Source organism: Nonomuraea sp. NPDC059023, assembly GCF_042740095.1.
GTDB lineage: Bacteria > Actinomycetota > Actinomycetes > Streptosporangiales > Streptosporangiaceae > Nonomuraea.
Window position 1 is genome coordinate 1 of record NZ_JBHYIO010000068.1, and the last position, 17683, is coordinate 17683.

At 66.6% G+C, this 17683-nt stretch carries 28 protein-coding genes; 27 read left to right on the forward strand and 1 reads right to left on the reverse strand.

Features of this window, described 5'->3' with window-relative positions; translation table 11 throughout:
* The first annotated feature begins 73 nt into the window (after positions 1–73).
* Together ACFWYW_RS55460 and ACFWYW_RS55465 are read left to right on the forward strand one after the other, a co-directional pair.
* Positions 74–271: a DUF6011 domain-containing protein gene (locus tag ACFWYW_RS55460; protein WP_379641398.1), complete on the forward strand. Its 198-nt coding sequence runs from the start codon at positions 74–76 to the stop codon at positions 269–271.
* The gene (locus tag ACFWYW_RS55465) at positions 268–429 is read left to right on the forward strand and encodes a hypothetical protein (RefSeq protein ID WP_379625796.1); all 162 of its coding nucleotides are present in this window, start codon (positions 268–270) and stop codon (positions 427–429) included. The genes ACFWYW_RS55460 and ACFWYW_RS55465 overlap by 4 nt, the downstream gene beginning before the upstream one ends.
* On the opposite strand, the gene ACFWYW_RS55470 is transcribed toward ACFWYW_RS55465, so the two are convergent.
* Entirely contained in the window at positions 426–770 is a 345-nt protein-coding gene (locus ACFWYW_RS55470; RefSeq protein WP_379625794.1) for a hypothetical protein, read from the reverse strand. The genes ACFWYW_RS55465 and ACFWYW_RS55470 overlap by 4 nt on opposite strands.
* 150 nt (positions 771–920) lie before the next feature.
* On the opposite strand from ACFWYW_RS55470, the gene ACFWYW_RS55475 reads away from it, so the two are divergent.
* The 25 genes from ACFWYW_RS55475 to ACFWYW_RS55595 all read left to right on the forward strand — a co-directional run bounded on the left by ACFWYW_RS55475 (position 921) and on the right by ACFWYW_RS55595 (position 17672).
* Complete coding sequence (locus ACFWYW_RS55475; protein WP_379625792.1) at positions 921–1712, forward strand: hypothetical protein; 792 nt, start codon at positions 921–923, stop codon at positions 1710–1712.
* Between the two features lie 166 nt (positions 1713–1878).
* Positions 1879–2154 carry a hypothetical protein gene (locus ACFWYW_RS55480; protein ID WP_379625790.1) on the forward strand — a complete coding sequence of 92 codons (276 nt, stop codon included), beginning with the start codon at positions 1879–1881 and terminating at the stop codon, positions 2152–2154.
* A gap of 202 nt (positions 2155–2356) precedes the next feature.
* Positions 2357–2590 carry a MerR family transcriptional regulator gene (locus ACFWYW_RS55485; RefSeq protein WP_379625788.1) on the forward strand — a complete coding sequence of 78 codons (234 nt, stop codon included), beginning with the start codon at positions 2357–2359 and terminating at the stop codon, positions 2588–2590.
* Positions 2591–2741: 151 nt separating this feature from the next.
* The gene (locus ACFWYW_RS55490) at positions 2742–3911 is read left to right on the forward strand and encodes a LamG-like jellyroll fold domain-containing protein (RefSeq protein WP_379625786.1); all 1170 of its coding nucleotides are present in this window, start codon (positions 2742–2744) and stop codon (positions 3909–3911) included.
* A gap of 12 nt (positions 3912–3923) precedes the next feature.
* Complete coding sequence (locus ACFWYW_RS55495) at positions 3924–4211, forward strand: hypothetical protein (protein ID WP_379625784.1); 288 nt, start codon at positions 3924–3926, stop codon at positions 4209–4211.
* A 19-nt stretch (positions 4212–4230) separates the two neighbouring features.
* Positions 4231–4662 carry a hypothetical protein gene (locus ACFWYW_RS55500; protein WP_379625782.1) on the forward strand — a complete coding sequence of 144 codons (432 nt, stop codon included), beginning with the start codon at positions 4231–4233 and terminating at the stop codon, positions 4660–4662.
* Position 4663: 1 nt separating this feature from the next.
* A complete protein-coding gene (locus tag ACFWYW_RS55505; protein ID WP_379625780.1) occupies positions 4664–4924 on the forward strand; it encodes a hypothetical protein in 261 nt (86 codons plus the stop codon).
* Positions 4924–5430 carry a hypothetical protein gene (locus ACFWYW_RS55510; RefSeq protein ID WP_379625778.1) on the forward strand — a complete coding sequence of 169 codons (507 nt, stop codon included), beginning with the start codon at positions 4924–4926 and terminating at the stop codon, positions 5428–5430. Before ACFWYW_RS55505 ends, ACFWYW_RS55510 begins: the two co-directional genes overlap by 1 nt.
* Positions 5431–5439: 9 nt before the next feature.
* Positions 5440–7170, forward strand: coding sequence for a LamG-like jellyroll fold domain-containing protein (locus ACFWYW_RS55515; protein WP_379625776.1), 1731 nt, complete (start codon positions 5440–5442; stop codon positions 7168–7170).
* Between the two features lie 8 nt (positions 7171–7178).
* A complete protein-coding gene (locus tag ACFWYW_RS55520) occupies positions 7179–7457 on the forward strand; it encodes a hypothetical protein (RefSeq protein WP_379625774.1) in 279 nt (92 codons plus the stop codon).
* Positions 7458–7487: 30 nt separating this feature from the next.
* Positions 7488–8171, forward strand: coding sequence for a hypothetical protein (locus ACFWYW_RS55525; RefSeq protein ID WP_379625772.1), 684 nt, complete (start codon positions 7488–7490; stop codon positions 8169–8171).
* Positions 8168–8716, forward strand: a complete 549-nt coding sequence (locus ACFWYW_RS55530; RefSeq protein ID WP_379625770.1) for a hypothetical protein — start codon at positions 8168–8170, stop codon at positions 8714–8716. Before ACFWYW_RS55525 ends, ACFWYW_RS55530 begins: the two co-directional genes overlap by 4 nt.
* Positions 8716–9588 carry an NAD-dependent epimerase/dehydratase family protein gene (locus tag ACFWYW_RS55535; protein WP_379625768.1) on the forward strand — a complete coding sequence of 291 codons (873 nt, stop codon included), beginning with the start codon at positions 8716–8718 and terminating at the stop codon, positions 9586–9588. The genes ACFWYW_RS55530 and ACFWYW_RS55535 overlap by 1 nt, the downstream gene beginning before the upstream one ends.
* A 10-nt stretch (positions 9589–9598) precedes the next feature.
* Positions 9599–9955, forward strand: a complete 357-nt coding sequence (locus ACFWYW_RS55540; RefSeq protein WP_379625766.1) for a hypothetical protein — start codon at positions 9599–9601, stop codon at positions 9953–9955.
* A 24-nt stretch (positions 9956–9979) separates the two neighbouring features.
* Complete coding sequence (locus ACFWYW_RS55545) at positions 9980–10183, forward strand: hypothetical protein (protein ID WP_379625764.1); 204 nt, start codon at positions 9980–9982, stop codon at positions 10181–10183.
* Positions 10184–10283: 100 nt separating this feature from the next.
* Entirely contained in the window at positions 10284–10526 is a 243-nt protein-coding gene (locus ACFWYW_RS55550; RefSeq protein ID WP_379625762.1) for a hypothetical protein, read from the forward strand.
* Positions 10526–11083, forward strand: coding sequence for a DUF6221 family protein (locus tag ACFWYW_RS55555; RefSeq protein WP_379625760.1), 558 nt, complete (start codon positions 10526–10528; stop codon positions 11081–11083). Before ACFWYW_RS55550 ends, ACFWYW_RS55555 begins: the two co-directional genes overlap by 1 nt.
* On the forward strand, positions 11083–12000 hold the full coding sequence (locus tag ACFWYW_RS55560; protein WP_379625758.1) for a hypothetical protein: 918 nt from the start codon (positions 11083–11085) through the stop codon (positions 11998–12000). Before ACFWYW_RS55555 ends, ACFWYW_RS55560 begins: the two co-directional genes overlap by 1 nt.
* The gene (locus ACFWYW_RS55565) at positions 11997–12335 is read left to right on the forward strand and encodes a hypothetical protein (protein WP_379625756.1); all 339 of its coding nucleotides are present in this window, start codon (positions 11997–11999) and stop codon (positions 12333–12335) included. The genes ACFWYW_RS55560 and ACFWYW_RS55565 overlap by 4 nt, the downstream gene beginning before the upstream one ends.
* A gap of 269 nt (positions 12336–12604) precedes the next feature.
* Complete coding sequence (locus tag ACFWYW_RS55570; RefSeq protein WP_379625754.1) at positions 12605–12913, forward strand: HNH endonuclease; 309 nt, start codon at positions 12605–12607, stop codon at positions 12911–12913.
* A 75-nt stretch (positions 12914–12988) separates the two neighbouring features.
* Positions 12989–13132, forward strand: a complete 144-nt coding sequence (locus ACFWYW_RS55575) for a hypothetical protein (protein ID WP_379625752.1) — start codon at positions 12989–12991, stop codon at positions 13130–13132.
* A 380-nt stretch (positions 13133–13512) separates the two neighbouring features.
* A complete protein-coding gene (locus ACFWYW_RS55580; protein ID WP_379625750.1) occupies positions 13513–13899 on the forward strand; it encodes a hypothetical protein in 387 nt (128 codons plus the stop codon).
* 56 nt (positions 13900–13955) lie between these two features.
* Positions 13956–15542, forward strand: a complete 1587-nt coding sequence (locus tag ACFWYW_RS55585) for a terminase (protein ID WP_379625748.1) — start codon at positions 13956–13958, stop codon at positions 15540–15542.
* 8 nt (positions 15543–15550) lie between these two features.
* Positions 15551–16951, forward strand: coding sequence for a phage portal protein (locus tag ACFWYW_RS55590; protein WP_379625746.1), 1401 nt, complete (start codon positions 15551–15553; stop codon positions 16949–16951).
* Positions 16932–17672, forward strand: coding sequence for a hypothetical protein (locus ACFWYW_RS55595; protein ID WP_379641395.1), 741 nt, complete (start codon positions 16932–16934; stop codon positions 17670–17672). Before ACFWYW_RS55590 ends, ACFWYW_RS55595 begins: the two co-directional genes overlap by 20 nt.
* Positions 17673–17683: the final 11 nt, after the last annotated feature.

Below are 17683 nucleotides of genomic sequence, written 5' to 3' on the forward strand. Positions count from 1 at the left end.
ACTGGCCCGTCAACGGAGAAGGCACCTACGTCAAGAGGCTCTGGTGACTCTCCTCGACCTCGACCCTGCAGTTGTGGGGGAGACGCCCACAACTGCCCGATGCCGCTGCTGCCGCCACAAACTGGCCGACCCTGTCTCCCTCGCCTACGGGATCGGACCCGACTGCCGGGAGCGTCTCGGCATCACCCGCCGCCGCCGTCTACGCCTGTCCCGGGTACGGCCAGGAGGAGACTGCGAAGGCCAAACCAACCTGCTGGAGGAGACGACATGACGGACGAAAGCCAGAACGCCGAACCCAAGCTGTGGACCTTCAACATCTGCGTCCCGCCCGGCAAGCAGCAGGAACTGGCCGACCTGATCCACTCCAACCCCGACTTCGAGATCTACCGCATGTACGTGCCAGGTGAAGGCGACTGGCGAGACAGCTAGGAGATCCGGTACTTGCCGATCGCCTCCAGGTAGGCGCCATCCACGCTCTTGATCCACCAGTGCGGCTTTCTCGGGATCCGGTGCAGCAGCACCCGCTCCATGCTCGGCAGCCGCATCACGTCGGAGCCGCCGTCCAAATCCACCAGGTAGGCGCGCAGCATGTCGGACGGGACCGGGTTGCCCCACGGATCCTGGCCGCGCTGGATGCCGTCGGGAGCCTCGTAGACGGCGTGCACCGCGGTGACCGTCCAGTGCGACAACCGGTCATCGATCGGTACCACCCAGCCGCCAGGCCCTCCATCGTGAGGCCATTCGTCCAGCCGTACGTGCGTCAACTCCACGCACGGAGAATACGACCAGCGCAAACGCGGCACTACGCTAGCCCCAAAAGGGAAGGGCGGCCTCCGCCAGAAGACCGCCCCGCTCCACTCAACCCGTGAGTCCCCCGGACCCAGACGTACACCAGCGTACGCCCACGGGGAGGCTGCCACGTGTCCAACGAGATGAAGCCCTGCGCAAGAGACACACACTGCACGGATCGTCAGGTCGTCATCGCCTGCGGTGAACGAATCCAACAGCCAGCCTGGACCTACCGGACCTTCTGCGAGCGCGACCGGACAGGCCTCATCAAGGCGATCACAGACCTTCCTCACCAGTACGTCGCCCTCTACCAGGCCCTGCCGCCCGCCGGCGGCGTCGGCCCGAAGGTGTCCGGATCGAAGAACCCTCCGCTTCCTCTCCGCGCTGATGTTGAGGCGCTCATGCGCGACATGGTGCACGTCGTCTGCTCATGGCATGAGATCGTCTCCGCGGTCGCCCAACTCGCCGAACAGGGGCCGAAGCGTCACGGGCGGGCGCTGTCGGATGCCTGCCGCGGCTTGGCCGCCAGGGTGGACGCGCTCCTCGCGCTCGATCCCTGGCCTGTCGCCCGCTACCTACCCATCCATGAAGCCGCGCAGCTCGCAGGTCATGTCACCGGCTTCGTTCACCCGTCCGCAGGCTACGCGGTCGTCAACCAGGACCTGGACGGCGGTGACGCTGGGATGGAGCTGCTGCGGTTGCATGCCAGGTGCCGATCGGTGCTTGGCCTGACCCGCCGACGCGACCTGCTGCCGGTGCCGTGCCACGCCTGCGGTCACGTCGCCATCTACCGCGAGGAGAACGTGGAGGGTATGCAGGATGAGGCGTACTGCGGACGCTGCGGCGAAACTTACACGGGCGCTCAGTGGCGGTTGCTCCAGCGCCTCACGTATGAGGAAGAACTCGCGCGCCAAGCCTGCTGAAACGGAACAATGAGAAGCACTGTGAACCCCTCCCCTCCAGCGCCATCCACAGTGATGCCCTACAGCGATGGCGACTACGTCATCCCCGACGAGCTGCCCATCAAGGTGCGGAGAGAGCACCGAGACATGCCCGTCGCCGAATTCTTCGGACTCAAGGAGTCGTGAGATGACAGCAGATCACGACAACGATCTGCCCAGCTGGAAGCAGATCGGGATCGAATTCGCCTACTTCACGGCCCTGCTCATCGCAGGGCAGCAGCTCTTTCTTCGTCTGACGACAGGCGAGTGGGGTGGAGACGGCGCCCCTCTCTGGCTTGCTCTGCTGTCACCTGTAGCGGGGCTGGCGTTCGCCGCAGTCGTCATCATCGCCGCAGGCGTGGCGGTTGAGCTGCGTCGCGATCGGAAGGAACACGAGATCTCGCGAAAGACCAGCCATGGATGATCTGATCGCTTCCTCGGTGCTCACTCACCGCGATCGTCCAAGCCCGAACGGTGCTATTGATGGCCGAAACTGTCGGCGACACGTGACACAATCCACCCACGCCCAGCTTGTGAACCCATTCAACGCTGTGTAACGTGAGTGTCGCGAGTATACGTATGCCCTCGAACCCCACCGGGTCGAGGGCTTTCGTCATTTCTGGGGGGTGATCCCCGTGCTGGTCACCCGCTATGACGGGCTCATCGACAGCGACCAGGCCGCCGAACTCGCAGGCGTCACCCCTGGAGCGATCCGCGTCTGGGTCCACCGGAAGAAGCTTCGCGTGGAGAAGGTCGACAACGGCCGAAACCTCTTCAAGGTCGAAGACGTCGCCGCCGTCGAGCACGCCACCCACAAGAAGGCCGGACGCAGGGTCAACCGCACCCGTGCCGCCGCCTAGCCCCTGACTGCGCGCCTCCTCCCCGAGGGCGTGCCTAGGGCTCCGTAGCGCGCCCCCATGGGCTGCGGAGCCCCCTCCTCGTCGGCCCGGCTTCTGGGAAGGGGTGTCCGCGGGAACAGAAGCCGGGCCGTCACTGCGCTAGGGGGCATCGATGGCCGTCCGCTTCGACGCCTCCGGCGAGCACTACACCAGGACGCTGAGCCTGGGCGGAGTGGCGGACTGGGCGGTCTCCTGCTGGTTTAAGCTTGCCGTAGACCGGGCAACTACCACGGTCGCGTGGCAGATCGATAACGGCTCTGGCACCGGCATGTTCCGGCTCAATGCCTGGGACGGGATCACCCTCACGTACCAGACCGACGGCGGCTCCTGGTTCGGGATCATGGGCCAGGATCTTGACGTCGGCGTCTGGACGTACGTGGGCATGTCCGGGACCGCCAACCCGGGCCGCGTGCGCTATGCCGCCCGAGCCGCCTCCAGCAGCACCTGGGTCGTGGGCGACCTCAGCCAGAACAACGTCACCTTCAACGCGACAACGCTGCGCATCGGCAACTCCAACGGCACCGACTGGTACAACGGCACCATCGCCGCCGTCAAAGTGTGGCAGGCGCCGCTGTCGGTCGAGGAACTCCAGCAGGAAGCCGCGACCTACCTCCCGAAACGCACGAACCTGCTGCGCGCCTGGTACCCGTTCCTGGTTCCGAGCACGACGGACCTCAGCGGCAACGCCAACACACTGTCCGGCGGCACGGGCGCGGCCACGGACGATGGTCCGCCGATCCCGTGGAGCCCAGGCTCGCCGGCCGCCATCTTGCCCGGCTCGACCCTCGTCCAGGGCAGCCTCACAGCCGCCCTTCCCGCCCTGTCTTCGACGGCGGCAGGGACTGTAGAGGCAGTTGGCGCGGTCGCAGGCACGCTCCCAGCGCTCACGGCCTCGCTGGGCGGCACCGCCGACGTCGACGGCGCCCTGCAAGGCGTCCTCCCAGCGCTCACCGCCAGTGTCGTGGGCGACGTCGAGACGAGCTCTCTCACTGCCGTCCTGCCCGCGCTGACCGCCAGCGTCGCAGGGCAGGTTGCCGCCGCCGGCTCTCTGCCCATCGGTCTCCCCGCCCTCGCTGGCGCCCTGACTGGCGTGGTCGAGATACCGACGAACGACATCACCCCCACCTCGAACGGACCCGTCCGGGGCTGGGACGCCACAGGCGCCGCATCCGGCTGGTCGGCGACTGAAGCCGCCGCTGCCTGGGATTCGACCGACCTGTCCCGATCCTGGTCCGCTTCGGAACCAACTCGCGGCTGGACGGCTGGCACGCCCACTACCTGACCGGGAGGCGACGTGCTCACGATCTCCCACCTGTCGGTCGAGTACGTCAAGGTCCCGATTTCCGGCCCACCCAACCTGACCTCGCTGGTTGTGGTCATGGCCGTCAGGCCCGAGGGCCAGGACCCGGAGAGCGGCGACTGGGAGACGGCCGCGTGGATCGGCACCTCCGCCTCGGTCCTCATCGGTACGGGCTCTGACATCGGCGCGCTGACGAAGGGCGCCCAGTACGGCATCTGGGTCAAGATCACCTCCTCCCCGGAGGTTCCCGTCCTCGGCCCCTACCCCCTGCACATCACCTGAGCCTCCGGGAGATAGACCGATGGCCATCCGCATCAACACTGCGGCCCGTAACGCCGCCTGTGACGCCGTCGTCGCCGTCATCAGCGGCGGCTCCGGCGCTGGCGTGCTCCGCATCTACTCCGGCACCATCCCTGCCACTCCGGCCACGTCCCCTTCGGGCACGCTGCTGGCCGAGTTCACCCTTTCTGACCCGGCGTTCGGCGCGGCCTCGACCGGCGTGGCCACCTTGGACGTCACTCCTGCGTTGACCGACACCGGCATAGCCGCAGGTACAGCGGGATACTTCCGCATCGTCGACTCGACCGAAGCAGCCGGTACTGGGCTGGGGGTCATCGACGGGACCGTGACGGCCACTGGCGGTGGCGGCGACCTCACTCTGAACACGGTCACGATCTCGGTCGGGGTAAACGTGGAAATTACCTCAGGCACCCTCACGATGCCGGGCTCGTGACATGGCTCTCCTCGACGAGACCAACCGCGTTCGAACGTTCGCGCAGTGGATGCGAACCAATCTCGAAAACTGTGGGTTCACGAAAGCCCAGCTCCGCGCCGCGCTGGACGCCACCGACCAGTGGATCGAAGACAAGCAAGTCGAGTTCAACCAGGCGCTCCCCGCCGCGTTCCGGACGAATGCCTCCCTGGCTCAGAAGACGTTGCTGTTCTGCTTCGTCGCCATGCGCCGTGCCAACCGCCTCAAGGCTGAGGAGGACTGATGGCGACAGTCCGCCAGTACCTCCTCCCGGAGATCGCCCTATTCCAATCCTCGGTGGCGTTTCCGCAGTACAAGAACACGGCTGGCACGAACTTCCCGGTCACCGGGCTGGCGTTCGACGCCACTACGACAGAGCGCTGTTACTTTCGGTTCTCGCCCATGTCGTACGGTTCGAACAACCTGACGGTCACGGTCGAGTGGTACGCGGACACCGCCACCTCAGGCGGCGTGACCTGGGAAACCGCGCTCGCGGCGATCACTCCCAACACCGACACGCAGGACATCGAGACCAAGGCGTTCGCGACCGCCAACACGGCCAGCGACACCCACCTCGGTACGACCGGCCAGCGACTCCACTCGATCGACGTGACCGTGTCCAACCTCGACAGCCTCGCCCCAAACGACTGGGTCATCCTCCGACTCAGCCGCCTCCCCAGCGACGGCAGCGACACCATGACGGGCGACGCGATCCTCGTAGGGGTCGGGATCTCCTACTCCGACACGTAGGAGGCCCACGTGTCGGTCCGGTTCGACGCCGACGGCGAAGACTACGTCGCCACAGTCAGTTTGGGCACGATCACCCAGTTCAGCCTCAGCTTCTGGGCCAACATCCGGGTCAACAGAGGCACCTGGACGACCTTGTTCTCACTGGACAACGGCACCGGGTCCGTCCTGTGCATCCAGGCGCCCGCAGGAAACAACATGCGGGTCTACGACCAGGCTGTCGAGGTCGGCGCCGCGCAACAGACCCTCACCGCTGACACCTGGTACCACATCGTCCTCATCCGCAACGGCACCGCCGGAGAATGGCGCTACCGCGCAGCCAACTCCACCACCTACACCGCCGCCACCTGGACCGGCGGCGCCGGCGCCAACCTCATCGCCAACACCTTCCGGCTCGGCGAATCGCCCTGGACCGGAGAGTGGCTCAACGGCAGCGTCTGCAACGCCAAACTGTGGACCGGAAACGTCCCCCTTGAAGCCCTGGAGCAGGAAGGCTCCTGCTACCTGCCCCGCCGCACCACCGACTTGGTCGGATGGTGGCCCCTCGTCAAACCCGACACCGCCGACTACAGCGGCAACAGTCGGACGCTTTCCGGCGGCGCGGGCGCCGTCGAGGACGACGGCGTCCCGATCCCGTGGGTATCTACACCTCCAGCACTAGTGCTGCCTCCTGCGGCCAGCGGAGATGTCTCAGGCGCTGTTGCTGCGTCGCTGCCGTCTCTGGGATCGACCACCGCCGGTACCGTCACGGTGTCCGGTACGGTCGCAGCGAATCTCCCAACGCTCGCAGGTTCGGCCGCCGCCGGCATCTCCGTCGAGGGCGAGACCGCCGGCACTCTGCCGTCTTTGGCCGGGACGGTCGAAGGTGCCGCCTCTGCTGTAGGCGACCTCGCCGCGACCCTGCCTTCTCTCACGGCAGAGGCGTCCGGAACGGTCGGCATCGATGGAGACCTCGCGTCTGCCCTTCCCGCCCTCACAGCCGCTATCAGCGCGACTGCCGCTACTGAGGGGGCAACAACTGGGAGCCTCCCGGCGCTCACCGCAACGCTGGAAGGCGCCGCTCAGGCAACCGCAGCATTGGATGCCGCCCTCCCGCCGCTCGTGGGCGCACTCGCAGCGACGGTCGGCGCTGCCGGCGAGTTGGCCGCGGCACTGCCAGCTCTGACGGCATCCCTGGAAGGGGTTACCGACTCCGGTCCCGGCGAGCTCGCCGCGATACTGCCCGCCCTGACAGCTCAACTCGACGCTGGAGCGACAGCGGACGGCGACCTCAACGCCACACTGCCCGCTCTTGGCGCTGTTCTCGCCGCCGGGGCTGCCGCTGCCGGCGACCTGGCCGCCACCCTGCCGTCCCTGGGCGCCAGCCTCACCGGCGAAGGCGACGCGATCGCTGGCGGCTTCAACGCCGCACTTCCGCCGCTGCAGGCCACCTTCGACGGCGCAGCCGCGGTATCCGGAGCTGCGGCAGGCCAGTTTCCCGCCTTCTCCGCCGTCTTCGCGGCGAGCGCGGGGACTGCGGGTTCGCTCGGCGGCCAGTTGCCTGTGCTGACGGCCACCTTGAGCGGCCAGCTTGTGTCCACCCAGGGCGTATTGACCGCCGCCTTGCCTGCCCTCGTCGGCGCTTTCGCAGGCTCATCCGAAGCGGTGGACGCGGACATCGAGGGTGTCGTCGGTGCCCCGTACGTGAAGTGGCCGGTTGGGGAACCCAGCACGCGTTTCGAGGTCGGGCAGCCCTACGTGTAGGAGGCGAGATGGCCAACCTCCCAGCCTCCAGCAAGGAATACCTCCACATCCCCGTGACGGACGGATCGTCAGGCATCCCGGGCGAGATTGCCGTCATCGCATCCTGCAACGAGCCGCAAGAGGCCGACTGGAAGGCCGCCACCTGGGACTCCGGCGCCTACAAGCTGCTCATCGGCCCCGGCGGCACCCTGACCCTCGCAGCAGGCACCTACACGGCCTGGGTGCGGCTCACCGCCGCCCCCGAGGTCGTCGTACGCCGTTCCGGACCCGTCCGAGTCGGCGCATAACCCAAATCCCGCGCACCCCGAGGATCCACGATGTCCGACCTGCTCGTGATCGTCCCCAGCCGTGGACGCCCACACAACATCGCCGAACTGCACGTGGCCTGGACCGAGACCACCCACCGGCACGCACAACTGCTGGTCGCCGTCGATGACGACGACCCGACACTTCCCGAGTACCAGCGGGTGTGCGCACTAACCGGCATCGAGCTGACCGTCGGGCCACGGTTGCGGCTCACGGGGACCCTCAACAAGGTCGCCGTCGAGCGGGCTCCCCAACACCACGCTCTCGCGTTCATGGGCGACGACCACCGGCCGCGCACCATCGGCTGGGATGCCATCCTGCTCAATGAGCTGGACCCTCTCGGCACTGGCATCGCCTACGGTAACGATCTCCTCCAGGGCGAGAAGATGGCGACGGCCGTAGCGATGACGTCGGACATCGTCCTCGCGCTGGGGTATATGGCGCCGCCCTCGATGGTGCACCTCTGCTTGGACCTGGTTTGGCTGGACTGGGGGCGAGCCATCGACCGGCTTGTCTACCTACCTGACACCGTCATCGAGCACATGCATCCAGACGTCGGCAAGGCTGTCCGGGACGCTGGCTACGACGAGGCCAACTCGCCGGCCCAGACCGCCGCCGACCACGCCGCCTACGAGGCGTACCGGCACGGCCCGGCGTTCCAGGCTGACGTCGAGAAGCTGAAGGCGCTGCTGTGAGAGTCCGCCTGCGCCCCGCGCACACGCCCGAGCGGCTGGCTGAGATCTACGCCCAGCCGCACGACCACACCCAGTGGATCGACCACCACCTCCGCGTCGGCGTGACGGTCGAGTTCTGCCGCTGGTTTACCGCCTGCGGTGTCCAGACCGTCGCTGACCTCTCCTGCGGGAACGCCGCCATCGCGAACGCACTGGACGTCGAAGACCGGCTCCTCGGCGACTACGCGCCCGGCTACCAGTGGACCGGCCCGATCGAGGACACCATTCACAAGATCCGCAACGTGGACCTGTTCATCCTGTCCGAGACGCTGGAGCACCTCGACAACCCCGACGCCGTCCTGAAGGAGATCAGGGCGAAGACCCGCTACCTGGTGCTGTCCACCCCTGAAGGCGAGACGAGCACGGGCAACGTGGAGCACTACTGGGGCTGGGACTCACCCGAGGTCGAGAAGATGCTCACGGCGGCTGGCTTCACCCCGGAGATCCACACCGTTCTCAACCTGCGCGAGTACGGCTACGACTTCCAGATCTGGGGCTGCCGGTGATGCGCGCCCTCGTCACCGGAGTGGCGGGATTCGTTGGCCGCCACATGGCCATCGCGCTGACCCGGCGTGGCTGGTATGTCGAAGGCTGCGACCTCCAGTTGGGGGACGACGCGCACGACCTCTTCCGCGACGGCATCCAGCAGTACGACCTGGTGGTGCACGCCGCCGCCACGGCACCGCACCGGGCGGCCATCGACGGCCAACCGATGAACCTTGCGAAGGATCTAGCGCTCGACGGCGCCATGTTCGAGTGGGCCGTCCGTACCAACCAGCGCAGGGTCATCTACCTGTCCAGCAGCGCCGCCTACCCGAAGTTCCTCCAAGAGCAAGGCACCCGCGTACTCCTCGACGAGAGCCTCCTGCGAGTCGGCAACGCGCACGAGCCCTACGACTCGTACGGCTGGACCAAGATGACCGGCGAGCGCATGGCCGCCGCCGCGATTGAGGCTGGGCTGAAGGTGCACATTGTGCGACCCTTCTCTGGCTACGGCGAGGATCAGGGAGTCGACTGGCCCTTCGGAGCGTTCATCGCTCGCGCCCAGCGCCGGGCTGACCCGTTCGTCGTCTGGGGCGACGGTGAGCAGCGGCGTGACTGGATCCACATCGACGACATCGTGGCTGCGATCCTCGCCATGGTCGATCAGGACGTGCCTGGACCGGTCAACCTGTGCACCGGCCGGGACACCTCTTTCAACGAGCTCGCCCGCCTCGTGTGCAAGGAAGCGGGCTACGAGCCGGAGCTGAAGCACATCTTGGACGCGCCCCAGGGCGTCGCCTACCGCGTTGGTGACCCGGCCAAGCTCCACACCTTCTACAAGCCGAAAGTCGAGCTTGAGGACGGGATCGCCCGCGCCCTCAGGGCCGCGAGATAGGAGCACCATTGTGGCGCAGCAGTGGAGGCACGGCTGGATCCCGCTCACCGCTGCGGCGATGCGGGAGAAGAACCACGGCGCTACGCCCGGCCCCAACAACAAGATCCGCACCATGGCCAAGGGCGGCACCTCGGCCCGCATGGACAGCGCGATCCGGGACGCCGCCCGCTCCAAGAAGCGGAACGTCGAGCCGGACAAGCCGTCCCCGTCGGACGACGTCACAGCCGCCACAGCAGCGATCAAGGCGGGCGACAACGCCAAGGCCGTCAACCTGCTCACCAGGGCGATGAACAACGCCACAGGCAAGCAGAAGGCCGCGATCAAGGCGCAACGAGCCGAACTGTCCAGGAAGCTCATGGGCCGATAGCCGATGTCCGCGAAGCTCGCCCACGTGGACGACGTAGAAGGCGTCCGCCAAGTTCTGGACTGGATCAGGGACGCCTATCAGGGCGATCCGGAAGCCGCGCACAGCCTCGAAGACGACCTGATACGCCACGTCCTCCGGCTTACGGCCGAGGGTCACCCGCAAGCCTGTCAGCTCGCCGCAGAGGTGCTGACGATCGCCGAGCTGGACCTGCCGCGCTGGTGCGCGTGACGTCCTTCGGCACAGACAGATCCTCCAGGTAGCTCCCGGAGGTAGAGAGCCCGGCGTCCTCATGCGCCGGGCTCTCGCCACACCATGAGGAGACCCGCGAATGGACCTAACAGAGCTGACCGACAAGATCCGCGACCTCCGAGACATCCAAGGCCAGCAAGGCACCTGGAACGCGTCCGGCTACATGCGTGGCCTGTACAACGGGCTGGAGTTGGCGCTCGCGGTGCTCGAAGGCGAACGCGATCCGCAGTTCAAGGAAGCTCCTGGCGAGAGCGGCTACCTGGACGACAGGCCGACCCCAGACCTGACGGGACCCGAGTACGCCCCGGTCAAGGGGGCCTGATGCGCATCAGCATGGAGTCCTCTCTCGCTGCTCTGTTGGAGCAGCCCAAGGGCCATCTGGCCACAGCGGCGAACGCAGCCAGCCACCCGAGCCCGCTACCCATCGGCCCGCAGATCCCGCCGCAGCCGAAGAAGCGCGAGAGGCCGGAGCCTGAGAGCGTCGCATGGCTGCGCTCGGTCATCACGGAGGACATGGCGACAGCGAAGGCGGTGGACAGCCAGGTATGGACCGCCGCTCAGGCGCAGGAAGAGTGGTACATCCAGCTGGAGCAAGGGGAAGCGTTCGGGGGCGACGCCGAATGGGGTGACTTGGCCTCGGAAGAGGCGACGCTCATCGCAATCCACGACCCTCGAAACACGATCGCTCGCTGCGAAGCCGACCTTGGACTCCTCGACCTTCACAAGTACGGCGAGTACGGCGAATGCGTCACCTGCGACGTCGGAGCGCAGTCCTGCGGCTGCTGCGGCTGGGGCGACTTCCCCTGCGACACGATCAAGACGGTCATGTCCGGCTACCGCCACCGAGACGGCTTCAAGCCCGAGTGGGTGAGCGACTGATGCGCATCCAGATCCTCCCGCTCCCGTCCGTGCAGGTCGGAGACGACATGACGGAGCCGTTCGCTCTGATCGTTGACCAGTGCGAGTACGAGAGCCTCCAACACGTCACCCCCGCCGCCCGCGAAACCCTTAACGCCGCATGGAAGCGGTTCGCTGAAGAGTGCGGTGCTCGATCGATCTTCGTCACCGACGACACCGTAGACGTCGTAGATCTCCTCCACGAGCAGCAGGAGATACGCGAGGTCTGCAGCGTCTGCGACAACGGAGAAGCCGCTGTCTGCTCCTGCGACAAGCCCTGCTGGAACCCGGACTGCCCGAAAGCCATCCGGGAGGCGCCGACGCCCGCGCCTGCGATGTCGTACGGCGCGATCGCCGCGATTCTCTTCGGCCGCAGGATGATCATCCAATGGCCCGACGGACCACCACCATGGCTCGACCGTCGCGAACTCGCCGAACAAATCGGACGCGCAGCCCAAGCCACGCTGCAGCCCACGCCGTTCGTCATCGGGGATCGCAACGGCAAGGCAGTGAAACTGACCATTTCCTGTTCCTGCGGCGAAACCATGTACCGCGACGATGAAGGCCACATCCCGAACACCCGAGACGAGGCCGTCAGCATCTCCTGCAACGGCTGCGGCAACCGCCTGACCATCACCATTCCACTCACGGCTACCCCGGCAGAGACCGAGCCGCTAGACCAGCCGTGCTTCTACTTGGACGGTGACGAAGACGGCGGCGTCTCGCTTCACTGCCGTGACCACTTCGATGGCGGGCGACCACTGGCCCGCTACTCCCACGTTGGCGATCTGCACCCCGACAAGGCGGTACCCGACGTCAACACCCTTCCAGAACTCCGGGAAGCTGCAGCCAGACACCTGACGGCGCTCCACGCCGCCTCGGATGGAGAGCAGACGTGATCAGCGCCATCCGCGCGTGGCGGCAGACCATGATCCTCAAGCGCCGAGTCGCAGCAGAGAGGATCATGGCCGTCGGCACGGGCATCGTTCACGGAGCGCTGGCAGGCTGCCTTTTCGCCGCTGGAGAGTGGAAGCTGGCACTCACCCAGGTCTGCCTGAGCATCGTGCTCATGTACTTCATCGCCCGTGCATGGCAGGTGCGAGCCCGTCGCTCCTCCGACCAGGTAACGGTCGTCCCAGCGGACGTCTTCGACGACCTGGAAGCGTCCCTAGAAGAACCTGCCGAACGCATCGAGGCACTGGCCGAAGCCGCTAGGAAGAGACGTGGGCAGTGAACGCCATCCACCGCGCCTGGCACGTCTACGCGGACCCGGCCGACAGCACTGCGGCCAGGGACCTGAAGATCTTCATCCCACTGGGCGTCGCCACCCACGTGCTGGGATTGGTACTTCCTCCGTACGCCCTACTCAGTGCGAGGCCGTCCGAGATCATCCTGCTGTGTGCGGTCCTGTGGGTCGTCCGGCAGCGGGACGAAGCCCGAGCACGCGCCGCCGAACCCGCTAGACAGCCCTAGAGAACCCGATGCAGGGGTGGGGGTATCCGCATGGCTGCACCCTCCTGGCGGACAACACCCAAACCGAAGGGGTGGGGGTCTCTCAGACTCACCATCCTGAAACGAGACAACCACCAATGCCAGTGGCCGGCAGGGGCAGGGGTGTGTGGAACCCCGGCCACCGACGTGGACCACATCATCCCCGCACACCTGGGGGGCTCAGACCACCCCAACAACCTGCGCTCCCTCTGCTCACCCCACCACAAGGTGAAGAGCAGCAGCGAAGGCGGACGCGCAGCGCAGGCCAAGCGCCTCCCGCGCAAGCGGAAAGCAGACCCGCACCCCGGCCTCATCCAGTAGCAGAGCGTCACACAAGGCTCCCAGATCACGGGCTCTATACCTACCCACGGTGATCACCGCAGGACAGGAGAAGCCATGGACATCGTCCTCCTCCTCGCAGCCCTCGCCTTCCTCGCCGCTGCCATCTGGTCCGCCATCGCACGAGCATGGCCACTCGCTCTCCTCGCAACCGGCCTCTTCCTGCTGACGCTCAACATGAGTGGACTCATCACCTCGTGATCGCTCACACCTGACACAGAGAACCCATCGCGTGGAGTGCAGCTCCGACCCACCAACTCTCCACTGGCTCCTCTACAAGCACCGACCGAACCAACCGAGAACCCCCGCGAGCACACGAGACCTCGCCGCATCCAGGTGCTGCTCGATCACCAGTCGGACGGTGCACGCCGGGGCCAGAGGGACGGGGGTGGGGGATGACCCCTTCGAATTTTTCGTCCGCGCCCGGTCCGGCATAGCCTCTCGCGGTTCGCGTGACACTGGGGCACTGTTGATCTTCGTTTGTTGACTCTCCGTGAAGGGGGCTGGTGATGGCAGGTCGCGGCTTTGCCCCGAAGGAGACTCGGTCTCGCCCACGCGATGCCAGGAAGCGGGACGCGGAGATGAACAAGGTCGAGGCGGACGGCGAGGTGCGTGGTCCTGAACTGCCCGAGGGCGTTCTGGAGGATGAGTCCTGGCACCCGCGGACGGTTCAGTGGTGGGAGACGTGGCGGCGTTCTCCGCAGGCGCAGACGTTCACGGACACTGACTGGGACTTTCTCCTTGACACCGCTCTCATGCATCACACGATGTGGGCGAAGAAGCGCTGGGAGTTCGCGGCGGAGTTGCGGCTGCGTGCGGCGAAGTTCGGGGCGACGCCGGAGGACCGGATGCGGCTCAAGCTGAAGGTTGAGACGCCGTCCGATGGCAAGCCCGCGCCGGTGGAGACGCCGAAGGATGTGTCCACGCGGCGCCGTTCGCTGCGAATCGTGGACGAAGCCGCGGGCTGACAATGCCGTGGAGGGGCCCCGAGTATGAGGGCGAGTTCCCGTCGCTGGGCCCGCTGGTGGTGCAGCAGATCGAGGAATACCTGTGCCATGGTCCCGGCGATGTGATCGGTCAGCCGATCGAGTTGGATGACGAGTTCTACGGGTTCATCGTCCGCTCCTATCGGCTCGACTCGGAGACTGGCCGGCGCGTCTACCGCCGGGCGTTCTTGTCTCGGGCGAAGGGCCGGGCCAAGAGCGAACTGGCCGGGATGCTGGTGTGTGCCGAGGCGCTGTTCGAGGTCCGGTTCGCTGGCTGGGACGCGCGGGGTGAGCCGGTGGGGCGTCCGGTACGGTCTCCGTTCATCCGCTGCCTGGCCACCGAGGAGGGGCAGTCGGGCAACACCTACGACAACGTGTCAACGATGCTGGAGTACGTCGTCGACAAGCACGGCGACGTTTTTCCGGGCATCGACATCGGGCGGTCGGCTCAGACGTCGTCTCGGATCGTGCTGCATCATCAGCGGGGCGAGATCACTCCTTCGACGGCGTCGAGTGCGGCGAAGGATGGCGGCAAGGAGACGTTCGCTGTCTTCGACGAGACGCACCTGTACGTCCTGCCGGAACTGCGCCGGATGCACGAGGTGGTGCGGCGCAACCTGCGCAAGCGCCGCGAGGCTGAGCCTTGGGGGCTGGAGACCTCGACGATGTACCAGCCCGGTTTGGAGTCGGTGGCGGAGAAAACGCACGACTACTGGAAGGCGATCGTCGAAGGCCGTGTTAGGGAGACGGGCCTGCTGTTCGACCACAGGCAGGCGCCTGACGGAACCGACCTGGCCGACCGCGATGAGCTGTTGGTCGGGCTCCGCGCCGCCTACGGCCCGGCGGCAGAGTGGATGGACCTGGACGGCATCATCGCCGAAATCTGGGATCCGCAGTCCGACCCCGCGGACAGCCGCCGGTATTGGCTCAATCAGCCCACCGTGGCCGAGGACCAGCTGATCGATCCCGCCGAATGGGGGTTGTGCGCCTCGCATGATCGGCTGGAAGACGGCGACGACGTCACGCTCGGCTTCGACGGCGGCAAGAGCGACGACGCGACCGCGCTGGTTGCGATGCGCGTCTCGGACCGGCTCGTGCAGCCTGTCGGCATCTGGGAACGCCCTGGCGGGCCCGCCGGAGCCGGATGGGAGGTCGACCGGCGCGAGGTCGACGACGTCGTCCGCAACACCTTCACCCGGTACAACGTCGTCGGGTTCTTCGCCGACGTCGCATTGTGGGAGCCGTACATCGACGAGTGGGCCGAGGAGTACGGTCCAGAACTCGTCGCGAAAGCTTCTGCGAAATCGCCGATCGGCTGGGACATGCGTGGCCGGTTGCAATCTCTGACGTTGGCGACGGAGAGCCTCGTGACGTCGATCGTCGAGGCGAAGATCCGTCACAGCGGCGACTCGGCGCTTACCCGGCACGTGCTCAACGCGCGCCGGCGACCCAACCGGTGGGGCGTCAGCTTCGCGAAGGCGTCCCGCGACTCGCCGCACAAGGTCGACGCCTTCGCGGCGATGCAGCTGGCGGACATGGCCCGGCAGGCACTCCTTGCCTCGCCGGACTGGCAGAAGCACAAGACCAAGAAGCAGCGCACCGGCCGCGTCTACGGATTCGCTTAGGAGGTCTGGTGGCGCTCAACCAGGAACAGGCTGAGGCCACTGTCAGGACTCTGCTTCGGTTGCGGGAGCCTGAGCAGGTGCGGCTGGAGCGAATCGCCGCCTACTCGCGGGGCGATCACAGCAGCGTCTACGTGCCGAAGTCGGCCCGCGATGAGTACCACTGGCTCCGGAGCCGAGCCAAGGTCAACATGCTGCAGCTGGTGGTCAGCGTGGTGGCCCAAAACCTGTATGTGGACGGCTACCGGCCGACTGGCTCGGACGAGAACTCGAAGGTGTGGAAGTTCTGGCAGGCCAATCGGATGGACGCGCGCCAGCACGGTATTCACCGGGCCGCGCTGAAGTACGGCATCTCGTACGCGACGGTCCTGCCTGGCCAGCCAGTGCCGGTGATCACGCCGATGACGCCGCGCCGGATGACCGCCTTCTACGCCGATCCTGCCAACGACGAGTGGCCGATCTACTCCATCGAAGTCACCAGCGAGCGGATCAAGGCTGCTGACGGCAAACTGGTCGCCCGCCAGCTCATCCGTCTGTACGACAACACTGCGACCTGGCGATTCACCGGCGACATCGAGGGCAGGTCCGTCCGCTACGTCTCCAAGGAAGATCACGACCTTGGAGTCTGTCCGGTCGTCCGTTACGTCAACGAGCTGAATCTGGACGAGGATGAGGCGGTCGCTGGCGAGGTCGAGCCGTTGATCGAGCTTCAGGACCAGATCAACTCGACGACGTTCAACCTGTTGATGGCTCAACAGTATTCGGCGTTCAGGCAGCGATGGGTGACTGGCATGGCGCCGGTGCTGGATGCCGAAGGCAACGTGGTCGAGCCTTTCCAAGTCGGAGTAAACCGGCTTCTTCAAGCGGTGGACTCCGACACCAAGTTCGGCGAGTTCGGAGAAACGTCCCTTGAGGGCTACCTGCGTTCGCGCGAGGAGTCCATCCGGGAGATGGCGACCATCAGCCAAACCCCGCCGTACTACCTGCTGGGCCAGATGGCCAACCTGTCCGCCGAGTCTCTGGTCGCCGCTCGCGACGGCCTCGACCGGAAGGTGGAGGAGCGCAAGAGCTCGTTCGGTGAGGCGCATGAGCAGACGCTCCGCCTCGCAGGGCTCGCGGCGGCCGATGAGACGGCGTGGACGGACGATGCGGCACAGGTTGTGTGGAGGGACACCTCGTCGCGGGCCCTCGCTGCCACGGTGGACGCGCTCGGCAAGCTGTCGCAGATGCTCGGTGTGCCGCAGCGGGAACTCTGGGAGAAGATCCCTGGTGTCACCCAGACCGACGTGGAGCGCTGGAAGGCGACGGCGGCGGAAGCGGACGTACTCCAGCAGATGAACGCCATGCTGGAACGCCAGATGGGCGGGGCCGCCGAGGAGCCGGAGCTGGTGGATGGCCAGCCCGCAGGTTGAGCAACTCGCCGAGCAGCATCGGGTCCAACAGGTTGCCCTCCGCGGCGCTGTGACTCGCGACGTTGTGACGCTCCTGCGAGCCCTGTTCGACACGCAGAACGCTGACCGGACTTGGCCGGCGATCCGCTCGATGCTCGCGGCTTCTACGCGCCAGCAGCACACGGCGTCAGCCGCTGTTGCGAACGCCTACTACGAGCAGGCCAGGACCGAAGCAGGCGTGCCAGGCTTCTACCTGCCGGTGACGCCGGAGGCGTTGGCGGACGAACTTCTCAAGGTCGCCTTGGACGCTACTGGGATTGCCGCCTTCAAGCGGGCCATAGCTCTCGGCCGGACTCCGGAGGAGGCTCTCCATCTCGCCGGAGTGAGCCTGTCTGGATCGGTGTCGCGACTGGTGCTCTCTGGCGGCCGGGACGCGATCCTCGGCAACGTCCAGCGGGATGAGCGCGCGATCGGCTGGGCGCGGATCACGGACAAGGACCCGTGCTCGTGGTGCGCCATGCTCGCCTCCCGCGGGCCTGTGTTCCGGTCCAAGCGGACGGCGAGCTTCCAGGCGCACGACCACTGTGCCTGTATGGCTGTCCCGGTCTGGAGCCGGGATGAGGCGTGGCTGCAGCACAGCCGCGACCTGTACGAGCAGTGGCAGAAGGCCACCGTCGGGCAGAGCGGGGCCGACGCGCGTAAGGCGTGGCGCCGCCACTGGGACAGCCGCAACAGCGGCTGAGCCCTCAACGA